Here is a 23,850-nt window from a genome sequence, read left to right as displayed (position 1 = left end):
CTCGTCGCTCGTGCATGCCATCGGAATCGACATCGGGGGCACCAAGATCGCGGGAGCGGTCGTCTCGGAGCTCGGCGAGATCCTCGCCGAGGACCGCGTCGCCACCAACGCGGCGGACCCGGACGCCATGCTCGACGACGTCGTGACGATGGTCACGCGCCTGCGAGCAGCCCACGACGTGGGAGCGGTGGGTGTCGCGGCACCGGGCTTCATCGATGCCTCGCAGTCGATCGTCTACTACACGCCGAACATCCGGTGGCGGAACGAGCCCCTGCGGCAGAAGCTCCAGGAGCGCCTCGGCGACCTGCACATCACCGTCGACAACGACGCCAACGCGGCCGGGTGGGCGGAGTTCCGCTTCGGTGCCGGACGGCTCGTGTCCGACATGACCATGCTCACGATCGGCACCGGTGTCGGCGGCGCGATCGTGACCGAGGACCGGCTGTTCCGCGGCGGTTTCGGCACGGGCGGCGAGATCGGGCACCTGCGGATCGTCCCGAACGGTCTGCCCTGCGGCTGCGGCGCCCGCGGCTGCATCGAGCAGTACGGCTCCGGCCGTGCCCTGCAACGAATGGCGAACGACGTCGCCGACGCCGGTGGCATCGGTTCGGCGCTCGCGGACGCCCGTGAGCAGAACGGCGGTCAGCTCGACGGGAAGATCGTCGGCGACCTGATCCTGGCCGACGACCCGGGCGCGCTCGCGGCCCTCCGTCGCCTCGGTCGCCACCTCGGTGAGGCCTGCGCATCGCTGTCCGCCGTGCTCGACCCGCAGCTCTTCGTCTTCGGCGGCGGCGTCGCGAGCGCCGGCGATCGACTGCTCGAGCCGATCAAGCAGGCCTACCTGAACAACCTGCCGGCGCGCGGTTACCACCCGGAGCCCGACTTCGTGATCGCCGAGCTCGTGAACGACGCCGGTGTCGTCGGCGCCGCCGACCTCGCCCGCATCCACGCCCGCACGGCGTAGGGTCACCCCGACGGAACGCGCGTCCCGAACTGGAGTCGACGATGACCTACTGGCTGCTCAAGAACTTCCTGCTCGGCCCGCTCATCCTCACCCTCTTCCGGCCGTGGGTCATCGGCCGTGAGCACGTCCCCGCGAAGGGGCCGGTGATCTTCGCGTCGAACCACATCTCGTTCATCGACTCGGTGATCCTGCCGGCGGTGCTCGACCGCCGTCTCTCGTTCCTGGCGAAGAGCGACTACTTCACCGGTCGCGGGCTGAAGGGCTGGGCGACGAAGACGTTCTTCAACGCCATCGGGCAGCTGCCGATCGACCGCTCCGGCGGCAAGGCGTCCGAGGCCTCGCTCCACACCGGGCTCCAGGTCCTGGCGCGCGGCGAGCAGCTCGGCATCTACCCCGAGGGCACGCGCAGCCCGGACGGCAAGCTCTACCGCGGCCGTACAGGCATCGCCCGCATGATCCTCGAGGGTCGGGTGACCGTCGTGCCGGTCGCGATGGTCGGCACGCGCGAGGTGCAGCAGATCGGCCAGAAGTTCCCGAAGTTCAAGCGGGTCGGCGTCGTCTTCGGCAAGCCGCTCGACTTCTCACGGTTCGAGGGCTTCGAGACCGACCGCTTCATCCTGCGCAGCGTCACCGACGAGGTCATGCACGAGCTCGCCGGGCTGAGCCGTCAGGAGTACGTCGACGTGTACGCGACGAGCGTGAAGGAGCGCGCCAGCAGTGCGCGCGAGCAGGTCATGAGGGACCGCCGGACGCCCACGGCCTGACGGACCCCGTCGCCGCTGACCCCGCGTCACGCGGGAGCGACCGGTCCGGCGCGGACGGTAGGATCTGAGGACTCCGGCCCCGGCCGGCCCGGCCTGCGCGCAGGCCGTCCGCTCCCGCCCGACCCAGAACACCGAGGTACCGCCTTGATCGAGTCGACCGACGTCGTCGCCCTGCAGGATCCGGACGTGATCGAGGGCCTCGACCACTGGCGGACCCTGCCGATCAAGCAGCAGCCGACGTGGCCCGACCGTGCTGCGGCCGAGGCCGCCTCCGCCGAGATCGCGACGCTGCCGCCGCTCGTCTTCGCGGGCGAGGTCGACAAGCTCCGTGAACGGCTCGCCGCGGCGGCCCAGGGCAGGGCGTTCCTGCTGCAGGGCGGCGACTGCGCCGAGACCTTCGCGGGCGCCACCGCGGACTCGATCCGCGACCGCGTGAAGACGATCCTGCAGATGGCCGTCGTGCTGACCTACGGCGCATCGATGCCGGTCATCAAGATGGGCCGGATGGCGGGGCAGTTCGCCAAGCCGCGGTCGAGCGACTTCGAGACGCGCGGCGACGTGACGCTGCCGGCGTACCGCGGTGACATCGTGAACGGCTACGACTTCACGCCGGAGAGCCGCGAGGCCGACCCCCGTCGCCTGGTGCAGGGGTACCACACGGCCGCGTCGACGCTGAACCTCGTGCGCGCCTTCACCCAGGGCGGGTTCGCCGACCTGCGGCAGGTGCACTCGTGGAACAAGGGCTTCGCCTCGAACCCGGCGAACGCCCGCTACGAGCACCTCGCGAAGGAGATCGACCGCGCGATCCGCTTCATGGACGCCTGCGGTGCCGACTTCGAGGCCCTGAAGCACACCGAGTTCTACGCCTCGCACGAGGGGCTGCTCATGGACTACGAGCGCCCGATGACCCGCATCGACTCACGCTCCGGCCAGGCCTACGACACCTCCGGCCACTTCATCTGGATCGGCGAGCGGACCCGCGACATCGACGGCGCGCACGTGGACTTCCTGTCCCGCGTGCGGAACCCGATCGGCGTGAAGCTCGGCCCGACGACGAGCGTCGACGACATGAAGGCCCTGGTCGACACGCTCGACCCCGAGCGCGAGCCCGGGCGCCTGACCTTCATCACGCGCATGGGTGCCGGCAAGATCCGTGACGAGCTCCCGAAGCTGCTCGAGGCGATCAAGGGCATGGACGCGAACCCGCTGTGGGTGACCGACCCGATGCACGGCAACGGGCTCACCACGCCGACCGGGTACAAGACGCGCCGCTTCGACGACGTCGTGGACGAGGTCCTCGGCTTCTTCGAGGCCCACCGTCAGGTCGGGACCTACCCGGGCGGAATGCACGTCGAGCTCACCGGCGACGACGTCACCGAGTGCCTGGGCGGCTCCGAGCAGATCGACGAGGCGACCCTCGCGACGCGGTACGAGTCGCTGTGCGACCCGCGGCTCAACCACATGCAGTCGCTCGAGCTCGCCTTCCTGGTGTCCGAGGAGCTCAGCGCGCACCCGTACCAGCGGCCGTAGGCGCGACCACACGACGGACGGGAGGCGCGGTGCCGGCTGGCACCGCGCCTCCCGTCCGTCCGTACCGGCGTCCGTCCTGCTCGGCTGCGGTCGCACGACCTGCCGCTCAGGTTCCGTCGCGACGGCAGGTCGTACGACCGTGACGATCGCCGACGGTGCGCCGCGCGACCGGAGCGAGCCCCGACGGGTCTCGTGCCGGGTGCCTACTGCTCGTAGGAGAGCGTGATCGTGTCGCCGCGGTACACGGTGGAGCCCTGGACCGGGTCGGTCGCGGTGACCGGGAGCGCCGACTTCCAGTCGTAGAAGCGGCAGAGCACGTTCGTGCAGTCGGGCACCTTCACGTCGAGGCCGAGGTTCTCGAGCGTCGAGGTCGCCTCGTCGATGGTCTTGCCCGCGACGTCGGGCAGCGTGATCGGCGTCGGCCCCTTCGAGAGCACGAGGTCCACGGCGGAGCCACGGACAGCGGGGGAGTCCTCGACGCTGGACGAGATGACCTGGCCCTTCGGGACGTCGTCGCTGTAGCGCTCCTGCTGGGCGCCGACGACCAGACCGACGTCGTCGAGCGCGGCGGTGGCCGCGTCGAGGGTCTTCCCCGTGACGTCGGGGACGGCTCCGAGCGAGACCGTCAGGGTGACCGGGCCGCGCTCGGCGTACTCGCCGCCGGACGCCAGGTCGACGGTCTGCCCGTCGGTGCCGAGGCCCTTCGCCGCGATCACGGTGTCCTTCGGTGCGTCGGCGGAGAACTCGTACTGGTCGTCCTGCAGCTGGAAGTCGTCGTCGAGCGCGGCCGTCACGGTCGACAGGGGCTGCCCGACGATCGCGGGCAGGGCGATCATCCGCGGGCCGTTCGACACGACGATCTGCACCGGCGTGCCCTTGCGGACCTCGCGCTCGGCCGCGGGCTTCGTCGTCGAGACCTGGCCCTTGGCCACCACCGCGTCGTAGCGGCTGTCGGTGCCGGCAGCGGGCTCGAGGCCCTGCGCCTGGAGGAGCTGCCGGGCCTGTGCCACCGACTTGCCGGTGACCTCGGGGATGCGCACGTTGCCCCAGGGACCCGGACCGAGCGCCCACCCGACCACCCCGGCGATGATCGCGAGCACCACGACGACCGCGAGCAGGACCCACCCGCGCTTCCGGCGCTTGGCGGACTTGTCGGCCAGACGTTGTCCCGCGGGGGAGAGCGCACCGGGCTGGGACCCGGTGCGGCGGGGGCCGGGTGCGCCGCGACGACCCGGTGCCGCGGGGGCGCCGCCGGTCGAGCTGGCGATGACCCGCGTGGCGTCGTCCTGCGCGCCGCTGTCGCCCCGCACGGCGTCGGCCGAGGACGGTACGGCGCTGCCGGCGGGCAGGATCGCGGTGGCGTTCTCCGGACGGAGGACGGCCGTGCGGTACTGGCCGGTGGCGCGCTGCTGGTTGCCCGAGATGTGGTCGAGCATCTCGCGGGCGTCGCGGGGACGGTCCTCGGGATCGCGGGCGGTGGCCCAGGCGACCAGGTCGTCGAGCTCCGGCGGGACGCCCGGTTCCGCGGCACTCGGCACCGGGACCGTGTCGTTGGCGTGCTGGTAGGCGATCTGCATCGGCTGGTCGCCCTTGTAGGGCTGCTCGCCGGTGAGCATCTCGTACAGCATGATGCCGAGCGCGTAGATGTCGCTGCGCGAGTCGGCGGCGCCGCGCGTGACGAGCTCGGGGGACAGGTAGGCGATCGTCCCGAGCAGGGCCGCGCCGGTCGCGGTGTTCGCCGTCGTCGCGCGTGCCAGGCCGAAGTCGCCGAGCTTGATGCGACCGTCGTCGGCGAGCAGCACGTTCTCGGGCTTGAGGTCACGGTGCACGATGCCGGCCTTGTGCGCCGACGCCAGGCCGGCGAGCACGGCGCGCAGGATGTCGGTCGCCTGCTCCGGCGTGAGTGCCCGGTGCTCCTGCAGCAGGTCGCGCAGGGTGATGCCCGGGATGTACTCCATCACGATGTACGCCGTGTCGTCCTCGGCGCCCTGGTCGTACACCCCGACGAGGTTCGGGTGGGAGAGCCGTGCCGCCGAGCGTGCTTCCTGGATGAAGCGCTCCCGGAAGGCCTGGTCGTCGGCCAGGTGCCCGTGCATGATCTTGATCGCGACGCGGCGCTCGAGCCGGACGTCGGTGGCGAGGTACACGGTCGCCATGCCGCCGCGGGCGATGCGCGAGCGCACGCGGTACCGCTGGTCGATCATCCGACCGATCATCGGGTCCGTGGCGGCGTTCGTGGTCATCGGCGGCATTCTACGAAGGGCTGCCGGTGCGGTCCGACCTGACGCACCGACCGTGACCCAATCTCGATCTCGAGGATGAGTCGACCCACCGGTCGACGGGGCTGACTCGTCAGAGCGAGGTCAGCAGCGCGCGCGCCGTCTGCTCCCACTTCGCGTACTCGTTCGGGTACGCGGAGACCTGGACCGCCTGCGCGGCGTCGGTCAGGGCCATCGACGACCATCCTCGGACGCCGAGCAGGCCCCGGGTCTTGCCGGGGTTGCCGACGAAGAACAGCTCCGCGGCGGTGGCCGGGTCCTGCAGCGCCGCCGTCGTGCCCCAACCCTGGCTCGGGCGCTGCTGGAACAGGCCGACGGAGTCGCGGTCACCGTGCGACAGGTTGCGCAGGCTCGACTCCTGGAGCGCCGCCGCGAGGGCGATGACGATGCCGCGGTCGGGGACGCCGAGGGTCCGGCCGACGCTGACGATGGTTGCTGCGTTGCGCCGCTGCTCACCGGTCAGCTCGACGCCGTTGACGCTGCCGACCGCGGTCGTCACGGCGCCGCCGGTCGCGGTCGTCGTGGGCTTGGAGGTCGCCGCGGGCAGCACCAGGACCTTCCCGGCGTAGATCGTGCTCGTGTAGCTGAGGCCGTTCGCGGCGAGGAGGGCCTTCACCGACACCCCGTGCTTCGCGGCGATGGCGCCGATGGTGTCGCCGGCCGCGATCTTCACGCTCGTCGCAGCAGCGGGAGCGGGAGCCGGCGCAGCCGTGGCCGGCGCGGTGCTCGCAGCGGGTGCGGGTGCGGCCGGCGTGGTCCCGGCGCGCGGGATCGTCAGCGTCTGGCCGGGGTAGATGAGCGAGCGCTGCGACAGGTTGTTCGCCGCGAGGATCGCCGAGGTCGACACGCCGTTGCGGGCGGCGATGGCCGACACGGTGTCGCCGGACTTCACGTGGTAGTTGCCGCTCGTGCCGGACGGAGCCGGGGCGGCAGCGGCAACTGCAGCTGGGGCGGCGGGCGCCGACGCCAGGTGGAGCGTCTGGCCGGGGTGGATGATCGTGTTCCAGCCGAGGCCGTTGCGGACCAGGACCTCCTGCGCGGAGAGCCCGAAGCGTGCGGCGATCCCGGAGACCGTGTCGCCCTGGCGCACCGTGTACGTCGTCGGGGCCTTCGTCACGCTGGCCACCGTGGTGACCGTGGTGCTCGACGGGCGGGCGACGGCGGTGCCGAAGACCGGGCGGTGGCCCACGTTCCGGTCCTCGTCGACGTGCCGCTTCTTCGTGGCGTCGTCGTCGTGCCGAGGTTCGGCGTGCGCCACCGGGCCGGTGAGTCCGGCGGTGACGGCGATCGTGCCGGCGAGGACGATCGGCATGGTGGCGAACCGGGCGGATCGGGCACGCCGGGCGGCGTCGTCTGCAGCGTTGTCCACGGGTTGTCTCCTGTCCTGGGTGAGCCGTGCGCGCCAGCGAGCACTCACAGGTGGCTCCACGCTGACATGGCGTGATTCCCAAGTCAACCAGAGAGTCGCGTGTTGCGCGTGTGACTCGTGTGATCAGCGGGACGGCGGTGGATCGGGCCCGCGCTCTGGCAACATGGGGCTCGTGAGTGATGGATCCACCGACGACACGACCCTCTCCGAGCGCTGGCTGACGGTGCCCGACCTCGTGGACCTCCTCGGCGTGAGCCCGGGGCGTATCCACCGCCTGTTCGAGCAGAAGACCCTGCTGCCCGCCCGGGTCGACGGCGTGCTCCGGGTGCCGAGCGAGTTCCTCGACGACACCGAGCCGCTGCCGGAGCTCCGCGGCACGCTGATCGTGCTCGGCGACAACGGGTTCTCCGACGACGAGGCCGTCCGCTGGATGCTCTCCGAGGAGCCGGCGCTCCGCACCTCGCCGATCGCCGCGCTGCGCGCCGGCCGCAAGGCCGAGGTGCGCCGCGTCGCGCAGTCCCTGCTCTAGCAGCGACGGACCGTCGGGCGGTCCGCGCGACGCTGGTCGCCGGATCGACGTCCACGACGACGGACGGGAGGCACGTGGCGGGCTCGCCGCGTGCCTCCCGTCCGTTCCGACCTGCGTCTAGGCGACGCGGCGGCTGACCGTGTCGGCCAGCGACAGCAGCTGGTTGCGCGCCGAGGGGCTGAGCGGGGTGGCCTCGAGCGCGGCCTTGGCGCGGTGCACGTGGCGGTCGATCGAACGCTCCACCGCGGCGACCGCGCCGGACTCGGTGAGGGTCGCACGGAGCATCTGCACCTGCTCCTCGTCGAGGTCCGGGTCGCCGAGCAGTTCGTCGAGCAGCTGCCTCGGGCCCGGCGCCAGCGACTTGCGCGCCGAGGCGATGAGGACGGTGCGCTTGCCCTCGCGGAGGTCGTCGCCGGCGGGCTTGCCGGTGACCTCCGGGTCGCCGAAGACGCCGAGCACGTCGTCGCGCAGCTGATAGGCGACGCCGAGGGGCAGGCCGAAGGACCGCAGGCCCTCGAGCTGCGCCTCGGACGCGCCGGCGACCAGGGCACCGATGACGAGCGGGGCCTCGATCGAGTACTTCGCCGACTTGAAGACGATGACGCGCTGAGCGCGGACGAGGTGCTCGGACTCGTCGATGGACGGCCAGGCAGTCTCCTCGTGCACGTCGAGGTACTGACCCGCGGTCACGTCGAGCCGCATCGTGTGGAACTCCTGGCGGACGATCCGAGCACGCGCCGGGTCGAGGAGGGCGAGTCCCTCGTCGAAGACCGCATCGCTCAGCGAGAGCAGCACGTCGCCGAGCAGCAGTGCGGAGTTCGTGCCGTACAGCCCGCGGTCGCCGACCCAGCCGGACTCGTCGTGCAGGGACTCGAAGCGTCGGTGCGCGGCGGGACGTCCGCGACGGGTGTCCGAGCGGTCCATGATGTCGTCGTGCACCAGGGCTGCTGCGTGGAAGATCTCGAGCGCGGCGGCCACCGTGACGATCGCCTCTGCGGTGGTCTGACGGGACCCCTCGGCGAGGGGGTCGAACGACCCGGACCGGCCGGCGACGGACTGCCACCCCCAGTAGCAGAACAGCGCGCGGAAGCGCTTGCCGCCGGAGAGCAGGTCCCGGGCGTACTGGTCGAACGGCGCGAGGTCGGGGCTGATCGCGAGGAGCCGGTCACGCTGCTCGTCGAGTGCCCGGCCGACCCGTGCCGAAACGAGGTCCACTAATCGCGTACTCTCAGCCACGACTCCTACCCTAGTGGAGCGGTCGAGACGTAGGATCGGTCCACTTCCGCGATGCCACAACCCGGCGGCAACGCGGCACACCAGCGGTCACCCAGACAGCATCCCCAGGAACAAGAGGGAAACGAGATGCCACTCTCGGAGCAAGAGCAGCGACTCCTCGAAGAGATGGAGCGGAGCCTCTACCAGAACGACTCCGACTTCGTGGCGCGGGTCACGCGCCGCCAGGGTCGCGCCAGTTACACGTCGATCACGATCGGCGTGCTGGGCGCCCTCGTGGGCATCGCGATCGTCATCGTCGCCCTCGTCGTGAAGCAGCCGTGGCTCGGCCTGCCGGGCTTCGTCGTGATGCTCGCCGGTGTCCTCTACGCACTGCGTCCGGGCATGCGCATGCCGAAGTCCGGGGCGAAGGCGCCCGGGGCCGGCAAGGCGTCGTCCGGCCGGGCCCCGCGCTCGTCGTCCTCGGGCGGCTCGTTCATGGACCGCATGAACGAGCGCTGGGACAAGCGCAACGATCCCGGGCAGCAGTAGCCGCTCGGCACTCCCTCCACACGCCTCCACGGGGCCGGTTCTTCGGGACCGGCCCCGTCGTCGTTCCCGGGGCTGCGGTCGTCCGTCTCCGCGCGCAGCGGGCGCGATCCGCGCGGAGGAGGTGGATCCGCGCGTACAACGCGGGTCCGCGCGGAGGAGGCGGATCCGCGCGAGGGAGGGCGTTCCTTCGTTCGTCCTTCGCGCGGATCGGCATTCCATGCCGGGCGTGATGGGCAGGAACGGGCGCGGTGCGGGGCCTGCCGGGAACGCATCGGACAGGAGGCACGGGGCGGGTATGCGCCGCGCCTCCCGTCCGGCGCTCGTGGACGCGGGCGTACCGGGTCGAAGCGGGCGTGCCGGGTCAGTTCGGGCGTGCCTGGTCGGGCGGAACCACCTGGTACGCCCGGTTCCGCTTTCCATCGCGCGCGTGATGGGAAGGAACGGGCGGAGCGGGCCGCACGGCGCGAACCCGGGTTGCATCGGCCCTGGTCGAAGCGGGCGAACCTGATCGAAGCGGGTGTACCTGGTCGCATCGGGCGTACCTGGTAGCGCGGAACCGCCTGGCACGCCCGGTTCCGCTTTTCATCGCGGGCGCGATGGGCAGGAACGGGCGCGGTGCGGGACCAGGCGGGAACGCATCGGACGGGAGGCACGGGGCGGGCGTGCGTCGCGCCTCCCGTCCGGCGCGCCTTCGGTCGCTCCCGTTGCTGCGAAAGTCCTCCACTTCCCTCCACCCCCTCCACATCGCTCCACGAGCCCGTCGTTCCGCGGATGCGCGCTGCTCCCGCACCGGAGGGAGCGCCTGCCGACCGCCCCAATCCGGGGGAGGCGACCCCTTTCCGGAGCGCCTACCGTTCCGCGGGGAGCGAAGTGGAGTAAAGTGGGGGACACAACGGTCCGGTGGAGCGGAGGGGAGGCCCGACGTGCTGCTCGGTACCCATGCCCCGAAGCTCGACGAGAAGGGTCGCGTGATCCTCCCCGCCAAGTTCCGGGACGAACTGTCCGGCGGACTCGTGATGACCCGTGGGCAGGAACGCTGCGTCGTGGTCTTCAGTGCGGACACGTTCGAGCAACTGCACGAACGCATCCGGACGGCTCCGATGACCTCGAAGCGCACCCGGGACTACATGCGCCTGTTCCTCTCCGGAGCGAGCGCGGAGAACCCCGACAAGCAGAACCGCGTGACGATCCCGCAGAACCTCCGTGAGTACGCGGGGCTCGAGCGGGACCTCACGGTCATCGGCAGCGGTGACCGTGCCGAGATCTGGTCGACCCCCGCGTGGGAGGCCTACTACGCCGAGGTCGAAGAGGGCTTCGCCGACAACGACGAGGAGGTGATCCCGGGGATCTTCTGATCCGCGGATCGGGACTCCCAGCCGTGGTGCCCTGACACACCTTCCCCGGTGTCAGGTCGCATGGATGGGGATCCGGATGCGTGGCCCAGGGGTCCGAGGGGCTGCACATGGCCGAAGACCAGCCGAAGTTCCCGCACACGCCGGTGATGCTCCAGCGCATCGTCGACCTGTTCGTCCCCGCTCTCGACGGGCCGGGCAAGGTCGTCGTCGACGCCACCCTCGGGATGGGCGGGCACTCCGAGGCGCTGCTCGAGCGCTTCCCGGAGCTCACGCTCATCGGGCTCGACCGCGACACCGACGCCCTCGGCATCGCGGGGGAGCGACTCGCGCGCTTCGGTGACCGCGTGCGGCTCGTGCACACCGTGTACGACGGCATCGTCGACGCGGTGGAGGGCGAGGGGTTCCACCAGGTCGACGGCGTGCTGTTCGACCTCGGGGTCAGCTCCCTGCAGCTCGACCGTGCCGAGCGCGGCTTCGCCTACAGCCAGGACGCCCCGCTCGACATGCGGATGGACCGGACCGAGGGGCAGACCGCCGCCGACGTCCTCGCGACCTACGACGAGGGCGAGCTCCGCAGGATCTTCCAGCGGTACGGCGAGGAGAAGCTCGCTGGTCGCTACGCCCGCGCCATCGTGGAGCGTCGCGCCGAGCGGCCGTTCGAGATGTCCGGCGACCTGGTGCAGGTCCTGCACGACGCCACCCCCGTCGCCGTGCAGCGGCAGGGACACCCGGCGAAGCGCGTCTTCCAAGCGCTCCGCATCGAGGTGAACGCCGAGCTCGCCGTGCTCGAACGGGCGATTCCGGACGCCCTCGACGTGATCGCGGTCGGTGGCCGCATCGTCGTCGAGTCGTACCAGTCGCTCGAGGACCGCCTCGTGAAGCGGGCACTCGTCGAGCGCACCACCTCGAGCGCTCCGGCCGGCCTGCCGGTCGAGCTGCCGGAGCACGCTCCCACCTACTCCCTCGTCGTCAAGGGCGCGGAACTGGCCGACGAGGCCGAACGCGCCGCCAACCCCCGAGCCATCCCCGTGCGCCTGCGCGCGGCCGAGCGGATCCGGAAGTGACATGAGCACGAACCTCGCACTCGTCGACCCCGTCGGCGCACCGACCCGTGCCCCGCACCCACCGCGCCGGGAACGCCCCGAGCTCGTCGAGGTGGCGCCGTCGAAGGCCCAGCGCCGGGCACGGCCGAAGATCGCCTACGCGGTGGTCGGTGTCGTCGCGCTCGGTGTACTGCTCCTCGCGCAGCTCGGCATCAGCATGGTGCTCAGCCAGGGGGCGTACACGTTGAACGCACTCGGCGCCGAGCAGACGAAGCTGTCCCGTACGCAGCAGTCGCTGTCCGAGGAGCTCCGGGTGCTCGACTCGCCGCAGAACCTGGCGCGGAACGCCAAGGCGCTGGGCATGATCGCGAACTCCACGCCGGTGTACCTCGACCCGAAGACCGGCCACGTCTACGGCACGCCGACCCCGGCGGCCCCGGACGAGGCGACCGCGAGCGGTGACAACCAGGTGCCGAACTCGCTGCTCGACCCGGTCCCGCTCGCGGCGGGCCCCGACCCGAGCGCCGGGAAGGCCAGCGCGACCGACGGCGGCACGGCCACCGGCGGTGCGACGTCGGCCGCAGGCAGCTCGAGCACGACCGACGGCAGCGGTGCGGCCGGGGCCGGCGGCAGCACGAGCGCCGCCACCGGTGGCTCGTCGACGTCCGACGCTGAGAAGAGCGCAGGCGCCAGCGAGTCGGGCCGGACCGGCTCGACCACCGACGTAGAGTCCGACGCGAACCCGCTCCAGGCACCCACCACCCGGTGACCTGCGGGCGGGATCGGACTGCCGCACCACCCGGGAAGGACCGCACCGCGTGACGAAGACGATCCGCAACCCTCGACTGCGCTACAGCGTGGTGATCATCGCCGTGATCGCCCTCGTCGCGGTCTTCGTGATCCGACTGGTCGACATCCAGGTGGTGCAGGCAGCGGCGCTCAACGACGCGTCCAAGGCCAAGCGCAGCATCCCGGTCACCATCTACGGCAACCGCGGCGCGATCGTCGACCGCAACGGCACGGAGCTGGCGGAGAGCGTCAACCGCTACAACATCGTCACCTCGCCGCGGCTGGTCGCCGCCTTCGACGGGAAGCTCGGCGGCGAACGCACGAAGAAGATCTCGGTCGACGACGCGCTGCAGGCACTGGCGAAGGCGTCCGGGGGCGACGCCGACGCGATGCGGAAGGCGATCCAGGCCGATCCGAAGTCCGACTTCGCCTACCTGGTCAAGGGTCTCGACGTGAAGCACTACGAGGCCGTCGTCGCGCTCGGGATTCCGTGGGTCTACAAGGAGCAGCAGTCCGCGCGTGTCTACCCGATGGGGGCCACCGGCGGTGCGCTGACCGGGTTCATGGGCACCGACGGTGCCCAGGCCGGCCTCGAGTACTCCTACAACCAGTGCCTGGCCGGCAAGAACGGTTCGGAGACCTACGAGCGCGGTGAGGACGGCGTGCAGCTCCCCGGCAGCACCCGGACGACGGAGCAGGCCAAGGACGGCGGCACGCTCGAGACGACGATCGACAGCGACCTGCAGTACATGGCGCAGCAGACGATCGCCTCGGCAGCCCAGACGCTGCAGGCGGAGTCCGCGACCGCGACCGTCGTCGATGTCAAGACCGGTGAGCTCCTCGCGGTCGCCGACTGGCCGACGGTCGACCCGAACGACGTCGACGCGACCACGGACAAGGGCGCCTACGGTTCGCGCGCGCTGACCTCGACCTACGAGCCCGGTTCGACCATCAAGGCCGCGATCGCGGCTGCGCTCATCGACCAGGGCAAGTCGAGCCCGACGGACCGCGCGGTCGTGCCGTACTCGCGGTCCTTCCCGTGGGGCGGCAAGATCCAGGACTCCGAGTTGCACCCGACCGAGAACCTGACGCTGACCGGCATCCTGCAGAACTCGTCGAACGTCGGCATCACCGAGCTCGGCGAGCGGCTGTCGACCCAGCAGCGGTACGACTACATGAAGAAGTTCGGCCTGTTCGAGCCCGAGTCGGCGATCCAGTACCCCGGCCAGCCCGGCATGCAGTACGGCGCGAGCCCGAACTGGGACCAGCAGACGAACATCAACTCGATGTTCGGCCAGGGCATCTCGACGACCGCGATCCAGGTCGCGAGCGTGTTCCAGACCCTGGCGAACCAGGGTGTCCGGATCCCGCTCCACATGGTGAAGGGCTGCAAGACGGCAGACGGCAAGACGATCGACGCGCCCGACGTGCAGGGCTCGCGCGTCGTGTCCGAGGCGGCGGCCGACCAGACCGTGAAGATGCTGCAGAGCGTGGTCACCGGCGGCACCCTGGTCGGCATGAAGCCGATCTCCGGCTACAACATCGCGGCGAAGACCGGTACCGCCGAGGTGGCCGAGGGCAGCAAGGGCTACGGCGGTCAGCGCATCACGTCGGTGGCCGGAATGGCACCCGCCGAGGACCCCCAGTATGTTGTCACGGTGACGTTCACGAAGCCGCAGACCAACAAGTGGTCCAGCGGAGCGGCTCCGGCGTTCCGCACACTCATGTCCCAGGTGCTCGAGAAGTACCGAGTAGCCCCCTCCACGGCCGAGGCGCAGCTGTACCCGTCCACGTGGTGAGGAAGAAGGAGCACTTGTCCGCACGGATCCCCCCGGTCCTCCGACCCGAACACCCGACCCCGAGGAGCGTGGCCGAGCTCGCGAACGCGTTCGGCATGCGCGTGGTCGGCTCCGTCGACGCCGTCGAGACGACGGGCGTCACGCTGAGCGCTGCCGAGGTGCAGCCGGGTGACCTGTTCGTCGGCGTGCACGGCGCGAACCGCCACGGCGCCCAGTTCGCGACCGAGGCCGCCGAGCGCGGTGCCGTCGCGGTGCTGACCGACGCCGACGGTGTCGCCCTCGCAGAGTCGTCCGGCCTGCCGGTGCTCGTGGTCGAGGACCCGCGCGCCGCACTCGGCGACGTCTCGGCGTGGGTCTACCGCACCCACCCGGACGAGGCCACCGACCTGCCGCAGCTCTTCGCGACGACCGGCACGAACGGCAAGACCAGCACGTCGTACATCCTCGAGGGCATCCTCAAGCAGCTCGGCCTGGTCACCGGCCTCAGCTCGACCGCCGAGCGCCACATCGGCTCGCTCAGCGTGACGAGCCGCCTGACCACGCCCGAGGCCAGCGAGATGCACGCGCTCCTGGCCCGCATGCGCGAGTCCGAGGTCCGCGCGGTCGCCGTCGAGGTCAGCGCTCAGGCCCTGAGCCGCCACCGCGTCGACGGCATCGTGTTCGACGTCGCCGGGTTCACGAACCTGTCGCACGACCACCTCGACGACTACGCCGACATGGAGGAGTACTACCAGGCGAAGCTCCCGCTGTTCCAGCCCGAGCACGCCCGTCGTGGTGTCGTCTCGCTGGACACCGACTGGGGCCACCGCGTGGTGCAGGACTCCCGCATCCCGGTCACGACGATCACGGTGCACCCCGAGGTCGAGGCCGAGTGGCACGTCGACATCGTCGAGGCGCACGCGGCCTGGACCGCGTTCCGGCTGACCGGCCCCGAGGGCCGTGAGCTGACCACCCGCGTGCCGCTGATCGGCTGGCACATGGCGGCCAACGCGGCACTGGCGATCGTGATGCTGGTCGAGGGCGGCTTCGAGCTCGGCGCCATCGCGCACGCCCTCGCGTCGAACCACCGCCGCTACGCGGACGAGACCGACGAGCACCCGGTCAGTGCGATCGAGTGCTACCTGCCGGGCCGGACCGAGCGCGTCTCCGGCGACTCGGGCCCGAGCGTCTACGTCGACTTCGGCCACAGCGCCGACGCGTTCGAGAACACCCTCGCTGCCGTCCGACAGTTCACGACCGGCAAGGTGCTGATGCTCTTCGGCGCCGACGGCGACCGCGACACGACCAAGCGCGGCGACATGGCCCGGGTGGCTGCGGCGGGGAGCGACATCCTCGTCGTCACCGACCACCACCCGCGCTTCGAGGACGCCGCGTCCATCCGGAAGACCCTGGTCGACGCCGCGCGCGAGGCCTACCCGGACCACGAGACGTACGAGGTCAGCCCGCCCGAGGCCGCGATCCGCAAGGCCGTGAGCCTGCTCGGCGAGGGCGACTCGATCCTCTGGGCCGGCCCCGGTCACCAGGACTACCGCGACATCGCGGGGGTCCGCACGCCCTACTCGGCGCGCGACGAGGCCCGACAGGCCCTCCGCGAGGCCGGCTGGGAGCCGAACTCCGGCCCGGCGGAGGAGATCCGATGATCGCCCTGACCCTCGCCGAGATCGCGGCCGCGATCGGCGGCGAGCTCGTCGACGGTGCCCCCGAGCAGGTCGTCGACGGCAGCGTCGAGACCGATTCGCGCCTGGTCGCCGCCGGCAGCGTGTTCTTCGCCCTGCTCGGCGAGGAGACCGACGGCCACCGCTTCGTGCCGAACGCGGTCCAGGCCGGTGCGGCCCTGGTCGTGACCGAGCGCGCCGTCGCACTGCCGGACGGCACCGCCGCCGCGCAGGTCGTCGTGTCCGACGGGTACGCCGCCCTCGCCGCGCTCGCGCACGAGGTCGTCGCACGCGTCCGCGCCTCGAGCGCCGACCGCACGGACGAGCAGGGTCGTCCTGCCCCCCTGCGCGTCGTCGGCATCACGGGCTCGAACGGCAAGACGAGCACCAAGAACATGCTCCGCACGATCCTCGAGCAGCACGGTGCCACCGTCGCGCCGCAGGGATCGTTCAACAACCACGTCGGCGCCCCGGTGTCGATGCTCCGCGTCACCCACGACACGCGGTTCCTCGTCGTCGAGATGGGGGCGAGCGGCACGGGTCACATCGCGAAGCTCGTCTGGATCGCCGAGCCGGACGTGGGCGTCGTCCTCAAGGTCGGGCTCGCGCACGCCGGCGAGTTCGGCGGCATCGAGGCGACGCAGCGTGCGAAGTCGGAGATGGTCACCGACCTGCCCGCCACCGCGACGGCCCTGCTCAACGTGGACGACGACCGGGTCGCGTCGATGCGCGCGATCACCGACGCGCGGGTCGTCGGCTTCGGCACGTCCGCCGGTGCCGACTACCGCATCGCCGGCATCGAGACGGACCGCAGCGGCACGCGTTTCACGCTCACCGCGCCTCCCGTCCCGCACGAGGCCGCCGCGGACCACGAGGGAGGCACGTCGCCGGTCCCCGAGACCGTCGACGTCCGCCTCGCCATCCTCGGCGAGCACCACGCGATGAACGCGTCGGCCGCGCTCACCGTCGCCCACCTGTGGGGCGTGCCGCTCGCCGCCGGCGCCGAGGCGCTCGCGTCGATGACGCGGGCCGAGCGCTGGCGCATGGAGCTCCTCCAGGGCGGACCGGAGGGCGTGACCGTCATCAACGACGCGTACAACGCGTCGCCCGACTCGATGGCCGCCGCGCTCCGGACCCTGGCGCAGATCGTGCGCCCGGGGGAGCGATCCGTCGCCGTGCTCGGCGAGATGGCGGAACTCGGCGAGTTCTCGACCGAGGAGCACGACACCATCGGCCGGCTCGTCGTCCGTCTGAACATCGGGCAGCTCGTGGTCGTCGGACCCGGCGCTGCACCGATCCACCAGGCCGCCACCCTCGAGGGATCGTGGGACGGCGAGTCCGTGTACATCGAGGACGTCGACGCAGCCGTCCACGCCCTGCAGGAGATGGTCCGCCCCGGCGACGTCGTCCTCGTCAAGTCCTCGAAGTCCGCCGAACTGCGATTCCTCGGCGACCGCCTCGGAGGTGTCACCGAATGATCGCGCTCCTCGTCGCCGGCGCCGTGGCGCTGGTGTTCACACTGCTGCTCACACCGCTGTTCATCAAGCTCTTCCACCGGCTCGGCTGGGGCCAGTTCATCCGTGACGACGGCCCGCAGTCGCACCACACCAAGCGCGGTACGGCGACCATGGGCGGCATCGTCCTGATCCTCGGCGCGGTGCTCGGCTACTTCGTCGGGCACCTGGTCGGCCGCGACTCGGTCACGCTGTCCGGGCTGCTCGTGCTCTTCCTGATGGTCGGACTCGGCTTCGTCGGGTTCATCGACGACTTCCTGAAGGTCCGCCGACAGCGGAGCCTCGGGCTCGGCGGCTGGGCGAAGGTCCTGGGGCAGGTCATCGTCGGCGTGGTGTTCGCCACGATCGCGCTCGTCGTGCCGACGGGCAACGGCAAGCCCCCGGCGTCGACGATGATCTCCGCGATCCGTGACGTCCCCTGGCTCGACTTCATGGTACTCGGCACCGTGATCGGCACGGTCCTGTACCTCGCGTGGATCGTGCTGCTGACCGTCTCCACCTCGAACGGAGTGAACGTCGCGGACGGGCTGGACGGCCTCGCGACCGGCTCGAGCATCCTGGCGATCGGGTCGTACGTCATCATCGGCTTCTGGCAGTCGAACCAGATCTGCGGCGGCGTCCGCCTCGACGAGAGCACCGCGCACGCCTGCTACAGCACGTCGGACCCGCTCGACCTCGCGGTCGTGGCGGCGGCGGTGTGCGGTGGCCTGATCGGGTTCCTCTGGTACAACACGTCGCCGGCGCAGATCTTCCTCGGCGACACCGGTTCGCTCGGCCTCGGTGGTGCGCTGGCCGGACTCGCGATCCTGAGCCGCACCGAGCTGCTGCTCATCCTGATCGGTGGCCTGTTCTTCATCGTCACCGGGTCGGTCATCCTGCAGCGCGCCTACTTCAAGATCACCCACGGCAAGCGCATCTTCCGGATGAGCCCGCTGCACCACCACTTCGAGCTGAAGGGGTGGGCCGAGGTGACCGTCGTCGTCCGGTTCTGGATCATCGCGGGGCTCTGCGTCGCGGCCGGTGTCGGACTCTTCTACCTGGAGTGGATCGCCCGTGTCGGCTGACGCCCGCCTCGAAGGACTCGACAGCTGGTACGCCGAGGGCTGGAAGGGGCTGCGCGTCGCGGTGCTCGGCCTCGGCTCGACCGGGTTCTCGGTCGCCGACACGCTGGTCGAGCTCGGCAGCGACGTCATCGTGTACGCCCCCGACGGTCCGGCCGACACGATCGAGCTGCTCGACGTCATCGGCGCGCGGTTCGAGCGCACCCCGCTCGACACCGTGCCGGCTGCCCTCGAGCAGCAGGCCCCGGACGTCGTCGTCGTGTCGCCCGGGCTGCCCCCGCACAACGCCTCGGTCCGCTGGTCGGTCGAGCACAGCACCGTGTGGGGCGACATCGAGCTCGCCTGGCGCGTCCGTGACAAGGTCGTGCGCGGCCCGGTCGCCGCGCCCTGGGTCACCATCACGGGCACGAACGGCAAGACCACCACGACGCAGCTGACGACCGCGATGTTCGCCGCCGCCGGGCTCCGCGCGGCCGCGTGCGGGAACATCGGTGTGCCGGTCCTCGACGTGGTCCGCGACCCCGAGGGCTTCGACGTCCTGGTCGTCGAGCTGTCCAGCCACCAGCTGCACTACCTGCCGACCTCGGGCGACGGTGCGGTCGTGCCGCTCGCCAGCGCCTGCCTCAACATCGCGGACGACCACCTCGAGTGGCACGGTTCCGCCGAGGCGTACCGGGCCGCCAAGGCGAAGGTCTACGAACGCACCGTGATGGCCTGCGTGTACAACACCTCCGACGAGGCCACGCGCCGCATGGTCGAGGGCGCCGACGTGGTCGAGGGGTGCCGCGCCGTCGGCTTCACGCCCGGCGTCCCCGCCCCGGGCGACGTGGGGATCGTCGACGACGTGCTCTGCGACCGCGCGTTCACCGAGGACCGCCGGAACAGTGCCCTCGAGCTCGCGACACTGGCCGACCTCGAGCAGGCCGGGCTCGCCAGCCCGCACATGACCATGAACGTCCTCGCTGCTGCCGCCCTCGCGCGTGCGGCGGCCGTCGAGCCCGCGCACATCCGTGCCGCGGTGCAGGGCTTCCGCGCCGACCACCACCGGACGGAGCACGTCGCGACGGCCGACGGCGTCACGTGGGTCGACGACTCGAAGGCGACCAACCCGCACGCGGCGACCGCGTCGCTGGCCTCGTTCGAGACCGTCGTCTGGGTCGTCGGCGGGCAGTTCAAGGGCGTCGACATCGACGCCCTCGTCGAACGCTTCGGCCCCGGAGCTCGAGCGGTCGTCGTCATCGGCACGGACCGCACCCCGGTGCTGGAGGCATTCGCGCGACACGCGCCGGCGGTCCCGGTCCTGCAGGTCGAGGCGACGGACACTGATCAGGTCATGCCCGAGGCGGTCCGGCATGCCGCCTCGGTCGCACGACCGGGCGACACGGTCCTCCTCGCCCCGGCTGCCGCGTCGTTCGACCAGTTCGACTCCTACGCCGACCGGGGGCGCCGGTTCGCGGCGGCGGTCCACGAGCACCTGGGAGGCACAGCCGATGGCGACCACGGATCTCCCGAGCGGCCGTAGCGGCGGCCGGACGACGGGAAGCACCGGACACACGGGCACCGAGCACACGGGCGCCCCTCGCCGTGCGCGGGGCGCCGTCGTCGCGGTGAAGAACGTGTTCGTCGCCGAGTCGAGCACGTTCTACACGATCCTCGGCGTGACGCTCTTCCTCGTCGTGTTCGGCGTGGTGATGGTCCTGTCGTCGTCGAGTGTCGAGCAGTACGCCGCCACCCACGACTTCTTCGGTGCGGCCTCGAAGCAGGGGCTCTACGCGGTGCTCGGCGTCCCGCTCATGCTCGTGGCCAGTCGTGTGCCCGCTCGGCTCTGGCGGAAGTGGGCGATGCGGATCCTCGCCGCGGCGCTGGTCCTGCAGCTGCTCGTCTACACGCCGCTCGGCATCGAGATCCAGGGCAACCGGAACTGGATCCGGCTCGGCTCGTTCAGCGCCCAGCCGTCCGAGGCCGTGAAGCTCGGCATCGCCCTGGCCGTCGGCGCGATCATCTACGTGAAGCGCGACCGGCTGCGGGAGTGGAAGGAGCTGTTCCTGCCGATCGGCATCGCGACGGTGCTGCCGCTCGCGATGGTGCTCCTCGGCGGCGACCAGGGCACCGCGATGATCATGCTCATCCTGCTGCTCGGCGCCCTGTACATCGGTGGTGCCCGGGCGAAGCACCTGCTCATCATCGTCGGAGCCGTCGCGGTCGTGCTGCCCTTCGTGACCATGACGTCGGCGTCCCGGCAGTACCGCATCAACGCGTGGCTCTCCGGCTGCACCGACTCGAACCAGTACCAGGACCTGTGCTGGCAGCCCGTGCACGGCATGTGGGCGCTGGCGTCCGGCGGTGTGTTCGGCGTCGGCCTCGGCAACTCGAAGGCGAAGTGGTCGTGGCTGCCCGAGGCGGACAACGACTACATCTTCGCGATCGTCGGCGAGGAACTCGGGCTCATCGGAGCCGTCGTCGTGCTGGCCCTGTTCATCGTCCTGGCCGTCAGCATGATCAAGGTGATCCGCCAGTCGGACGACCCGTTCGTGCGGACCGTCACCGGCGGGATCATGGCGTGGATCATCGGGCAGGCGCTCGTCAACATCGCGGTCGTGCTCGGTCTGCTGCCCGTGCTCGGTGTACCGTTGCCCCTCATCTCCGCCGGTGGGTCCGCCCTCATCATGACCCTGCTGGCGATCGGCGTCGTGCTGTCCTTCGCGCGGGAACTCCCGGGCAAGGGTCGTCCCGGCGGGGCGCGCGACACCTCCGCACCACAGAACGGAGTGCTCCGGTGAGCACCTACCTCTTCGCCGGCGGCGGCACCGCCGGCCACGTCAACCCGCTGCTCGCGGTCGCCGACCGGCTGACCGAGCAGGACCCGGACGCCCGCGTGCTCGTCCTCGGTACCGCCGAGGGGCTCGAGGCCCGGCTCGTCCCGATGCGCGGCTACGAGCTGCTGACGATCCCGCGCCTGCCCTTCCCCCGGAAGCTCGACGCCCGCGCGCTCCGCTTCCCGGGCGGCTTCCTCGGCGCGGTCCGGCGCACCGAGCGGTACATCCGCGAGCACGACGTCGAGGTGGTCCTCGGGGTCGGCGGCTACGCGGCGGCGCCGGCCTACATCGCCGCGAAGCGGACCGGTACCCCGATCGTCGTGCACGAGCAGAACGCCAAGCCCGGGCTCGCGAACCGGCTCGCCGCACTGCTGACCCGGCACGTCGGCCTGACGTTCTCGAACACACACCTGCGCCACGGTCGCGTGGTCGGCATGCCGCTGCGACGGGAGATCGAGTCGCTCGACCGTCGGGCCTCGCGGGCCGAGGGCCTGGCCGAGTTCGGCCTCGACCCCGACCGCCCGGTCCTGCTCGTGACGGGCGGATCGTCCGGCGCGCGCAGCATCAACACGACCGTGAACCGTTCGGCGACGGCGATCGTCGACGCGGGCTGGCAGGTGCTGCACGTCGTCGGCGGGAAGTCCGACATCGGGCCGAGCGACCTCGACGGCTACCACGTGCTGCCGTACTGCGACCGGATGGACCTGGCCTACGCCGCGTCGGACTTCGTCGTGTCGCGGTCCGGAGCGGGGATGGTGTGCGAGCTCACGGCGGTCGGACTGCCGAGCGTGCTCGTGCCGTACCCGGTGGGCAACGGCGAGCAGCGGCACAACGCGGCGGACGTCGTCGGTTCCGGGGGAGCGGTCCTCGTCGACGACTCGGCGTTCACGGACGAGTGGGTGACGTTCCAGCTGCTGCCGATCCTGCGCGACCGGGCCCGGATCGCCGACATGGCGGTCCGCGCAGGCAGCGTCGGACACCGCGACGGCGCCGACCGGATGACGGCCCTCGTGCGCGAAGCGTCGAAGCGCAGCAGCAGGCCCCGCGCAGACCGCACCGGCGGTACCCGCCCGGAGCGCACCGGCGGACCAGGCGCGGAGCGCACCGGCGGACCCGGCGCGGAGCACACCAGCACCAGCACCACGGAGGAACGATGACCATCAAGCCGGACCTGACCCAGCCGATCCCGGACGACCTCGGCACGGTCCACTTCGTCGGCATCGGCGGGTCCGGCATGAGCGGCATCGCACGGATGTTCCTGGCCGCCGGGCACCGCGTCACGGGCAGCGACTCCCGCGAGACCGCCACGACCGGCACGATGCGCGAGCTCGGGGCCGAGGTGCACGTCGGCCACGACGCCGCGAACCTCGGCGACGCCGACACCGTCGTGGTCACGAGCGCCCTGTGGCCGGACAACCCCGAGCTCCTCGAGGCGCAGCGCCGCGGGCTCCCGGTGCTGCACCGCTCCCAGGCCCTCGCCGCGCTCATCGCCGAGCACCGCCTGGTCGCGGTCGCCGGTGCGCACGGCAAGACCACCTCGACGGGCATGATCGTCACCGCGATGGTCGAGCTCGGCCTCGACCCGAGCTTCGTCAACGGCGGCGTCATCCAGTCGCTCGGCACGAGCTCGGCTCCCGGCGCCAGCGACCTGTTCGTCGTCGAGGCGGACGAGTCCGACGGGTCCTTCCTGCTCTACGACGTCGCGGTCGCGCTCATCACGAACGTGGACGCCGACCACCTCGACCACTACGGCAGCGAGCAGGCGTTCATCGACGCGTTCGTCGAGTTCGCCGGCAAGGCGAGGGAGCGCATCGTCGTGTCGAGCGACGACGCGGGCGCGAAGCGGGTGACCGAGGGCGTGCGGGCCCGCGAGCACGCCCCGGAGATCGTCACCTTCGGCGAGGCCGCCGACGCCGACGTCCGCATCGAGCGCATCGTCGAGGCCGCGAGCGTCGAGGTCGACCTCCGCGCCGACGGCCAGCAGCACCACATGACGCTCCGGGTGCCCGGCCGGCACAACGCGGTCAACGCGGTGGGTGCCTTCGCGGTGCTCACCGGGCTGGGGGTCGAGCCCGCCGACGCGATCCGCGGCATCGAGGCGTTCGGCGGCACCGAGCGCCGGTTCGAGCTGCACGGCGTCGAACGCGGGGTGTCGGTCTACGACGACTACGCGCACCACCCGACCGAGGTCGCGGCCGCGCTGCGCGCAGCACGGAACGTCGTCGGCGACGGCCGGATCATCGCGATCCACCAGCCGCACCTGTACTCGCGCACACGGCTCATGGCCGGCGACTTCGCCCGGGTCTACGAGGAGCTGGCCGACCACACGGTCGTGCTCGACGTCTACGGCGCCCGCGAGGACCCGGAGCCCGGCGTCACCGGCGCCCTCGTCCAGGAACGCTTCACGGACCAGTCGAAGGTCGAGTTCCTGCCGGACTGGGACGACGCCGCCGCCCGCGCGGCCGCGGTCGCCCGCGACGGCGACATCGTCATGACGCTGAGCTGCGGTGACGTGTACCGGATCATCCCGCAGGTCCTCGGTGCGCTCCGCCAGGACGGCGACGGGGACCGCGCGCAGTGAAGCGACCCGAGGGCTTCGACGGCCGTCCGGAGGAACCA

General features: G+C 71.4%; 19 protein-coding genes. 16 read left to right on the top strand and 3 right to left on the bottom strand.

The genetic code is table 11. The annotated features are described in order from the left end of the window. The first annotated feature begins 10 nt into the window (after positions 1-10). The 3 genes from D8M35_RS04230 to D8M35_RS04220 all read left to right on the top strand — a co-directional run bounded on the left by D8M35_RS04230 (position 11) and on the right by D8M35_RS04220 (position 3,258). Entirely contained in the window at positions 11-964 is a 954-nt protein-coding gene (locus tag D8M35_RS04230) for an ROK family glucokinase (protein ID WP_058729214.1), read from the top strand. Positions 965-1,005: 41 nt separating this feature from the next. Beyond that, a complete protein-coding gene (locus D8M35_RS04225; protein WP_126890724.1) occupies positions 1,006-1,728 on the top strand; it encodes a 1-acyl-sn-glycerol-3-phosphate acyltransferase in 723 nt (240 codons plus the stop codon). Between the two features lie 186 nt (positions 1,729-1,914). Beyond that, entirely contained in the window at positions 1,915-3,258 is a 1,344-nt protein-coding gene (locus D8M35_RS04220) for a class II 3-deoxy-7-phosphoheptulonate synthase (RefSeq protein WP_126890741.1), read from the top strand. A 203-nt stretch (positions 3,259-3,461) separates the two neighbouring features. Here the strand turns inward: D8M35_RS04220 and pknB are convergent, their stop codons facing one another. Continuing rightward, positions 3,462-5,501, bottom strand: a complete 2,040-nt coding sequence (pknB, locus tag D8M35_RS04215; protein WP_161972597.1) for a Stk1 family PASTA domain-containing Ser/Thr kinase — start codon at positions 5,499-5,501, stop codon at positions 3,462-3,464. 109 nt (positions 5,502-5,610) lie between these two features. Continuing rightward, positions 5,611-6,906, bottom strand: a complete 1,296-nt coding sequence (locus D8M35_RS04210) for a LysM peptidoglycan-binding domain-containing protein (protein ID WP_238638088.1) — start codon at positions 6,904-6,906, stop codon at positions 5,611-5,613. 172 nt (positions 6,907-7,078) lie between these two features. On the opposite strand from D8M35_RS04210, the gene D8M35_RS04205 reads away from it, so the two are divergent. Next, entirely contained in the window at positions 7,079-7,435 is a 357-nt protein-coding gene (locus D8M35_RS04205) for an Rv2175c family DNA-binding protein (RefSeq protein ID WP_238638087.1), read from the top strand. A 117-nt stretch (positions 7,436-7,552) separates the two neighbouring features. On the opposite strand, the gene D8M35_RS04200 is transcribed toward D8M35_RS04205, so the two are convergent. After that, positions 7,553-8,671 (bottom strand): polyprenyl synthetase family protein, encoded by a 1,119-nt coding sequence (locus D8M35_RS04200; protein WP_126890721.1) that lies wholly within the window; start codon positions 8,669-8,671, stop codon positions 7,553-7,555. Between the two features lie 126 nt (positions 8,672-8,797). On the opposite strand from D8M35_RS04200, the gene D8M35_RS04195 reads away from it, so the two are divergent. The 12 genes from D8M35_RS04195 (at position 8,798) to murC (ending at position 23,812) form a co-directional block, all read left to right on the top strand. Beyond that, positions 8,798-9,199 carry a DUF3040 domain-containing protein gene (locus D8M35_RS04195; RefSeq protein WP_126890720.1) on the top strand — a complete coding sequence of 134 codons (402 nt, stop codon included), beginning with the start codon at positions 8,798-8,800 and terminating at the stop codon, positions 9,197-9,199. A gap of 923 nt (positions 9,200-10,122) precedes the next feature. Then, a complete protein-coding gene (gene mraZ / locus D8M35_RS04190) occupies positions 10,123-10,554 on the top strand; it encodes a division/cell wall cluster transcriptional repressor MraZ (RefSeq protein WP_126890719.1) in 432 nt (143 codons plus the stop codon). A gap of 107 nt (positions 10,555-10,661) precedes the next feature. Beyond that, the gene (gene rsmH / locus D8M35_RS04185; RefSeq protein ID WP_126890718.1) at positions 10,662-11,618 is read left to right on the top strand and encodes a 16S rRNA (cytosine(1402)-N(4))-methyltransferase RsmH; all 957 of its coding nucleotides are present in this window, start codon (positions 10,662-10,664) and stop codon (positions 11,616-11,618) included. A 1-nt stretch (position 11,619) separates the two neighbouring features. Continuing rightward, positions 11,620-12,366, top strand: coding sequence for a hypothetical protein (locus D8M35_RS04180; RefSeq protein WP_126890717.1), 747 nt, complete (start codon positions 11,620-11,622; stop codon positions 12,364-12,366). A 49-nt stretch (positions 12,367-12,415) separates the two neighbouring features. Beyond that, complete coding sequence (locus D8M35_RS04175; protein ID WP_126890716.1) at positions 12,416-14,185, top strand: penicillin-binding protein 2; 1,770 nt, start codon at positions 12,416-12,418, stop codon at positions 14,183-14,185. 14 nt (positions 14,186-14,199) lie between these two features. Further along, the gene (locus D8M35_RS04170; protein ID WP_126890715.1) at positions 14,200-15,825 is read left to right on the top strand and encodes a Mur ligase family protein; all 1,626 of its coding nucleotides are present in this window, start codon (positions 14,200-14,202) and stop codon (positions 15,823-15,825) included. Continuing rightward, on the top strand, positions 15,822-17,318 hold the full coding sequence (murF, locus tag D8M35_RS04165) for a UDP-N-acetylmuramoyl-tripeptide--D-alanyl-D-alanine ligase (RefSeq protein ID WP_126890714.1): 1,497 nt from the start codon (positions 15,822-15,824) through the stop codon (positions 17,316-17,318). Before D8M35_RS04170 ends, murF begins: the two co-directional genes overlap by 4 nt. Next, a complete protein-coding gene (mraY, locus tag D8M35_RS04160) occupies positions 17,315-18,418 on the top strand; it encodes a phospho-N-acetylmuramoyl-pentapeptide-transferase (protein ID WP_126890713.1) in 1,104 nt (367 codons plus the stop codon). Before murF ends, mraY begins: the two co-directional genes overlap by 4 nt. Beyond that, positions 18,408-19,937 carry a UDP-N-acetylmuramoyl-L-alanine--D-glutamate ligase gene (murD, locus tag D8M35_RS04155; protein WP_126890712.1) on the top strand — a complete coding sequence of 510 codons (1,530 nt, stop codon included), beginning with the start codon at positions 18,408-18,410 and terminating at the stop codon, positions 19,935-19,937. The genes mraY and murD overlap by 11 nt, the downstream gene beginning before the upstream one ends. Before the next feature lie 85 nt (positions 19,938-20,022). After that, complete coding sequence (gene ftsW, locus D8M35_RS04150) at positions 20,023-21,195, top strand: putative lipid II flippase FtsW (protein WP_238638086.1); 1,173 nt, start codon at positions 20,023-20,025, stop codon at positions 21,193-21,195. Next, positions 21,192-22,388, top strand: coding sequence for a glycosyltransferase (locus D8M35_RS04145; RefSeq protein ID WP_126890710.1), 1,197 nt, complete (start codon positions 21,192-21,194; stop codon positions 22,386-22,388). The genes ftsW and D8M35_RS04145 overlap by 4 nt, the downstream gene beginning before the upstream one ends. Then, complete coding sequence (gene murC / locus D8M35_RS04140) at positions 22,385-23,812, top strand: UDP-N-acetylmuramate--L-alanine ligase (RefSeq protein ID WP_126890709.1); 1,428 nt, start codon at positions 22,385-22,387, stop codon at positions 23,810-23,812. The genes D8M35_RS04145 and murC overlap by 4 nt, the downstream gene beginning before the upstream one ends. The last annotated feature ends 38 nt before the right edge of the window (positions 23,813-23,850 follow it).

The sequence above is a fragment of the Curtobacterium sp. HSID17257 genome, assembly GCF_003989515.1.
GTDB lineage: Bacteria > Actinomycetota > Actinomycetes > Actinomycetales > Microbacteriaceae > Curtobacterium.
The sequence above is the reverse complement of the archived record's forward strand: the minus strand, read 5'-3'. Positions and strand labels throughout refer to the sequence as shown.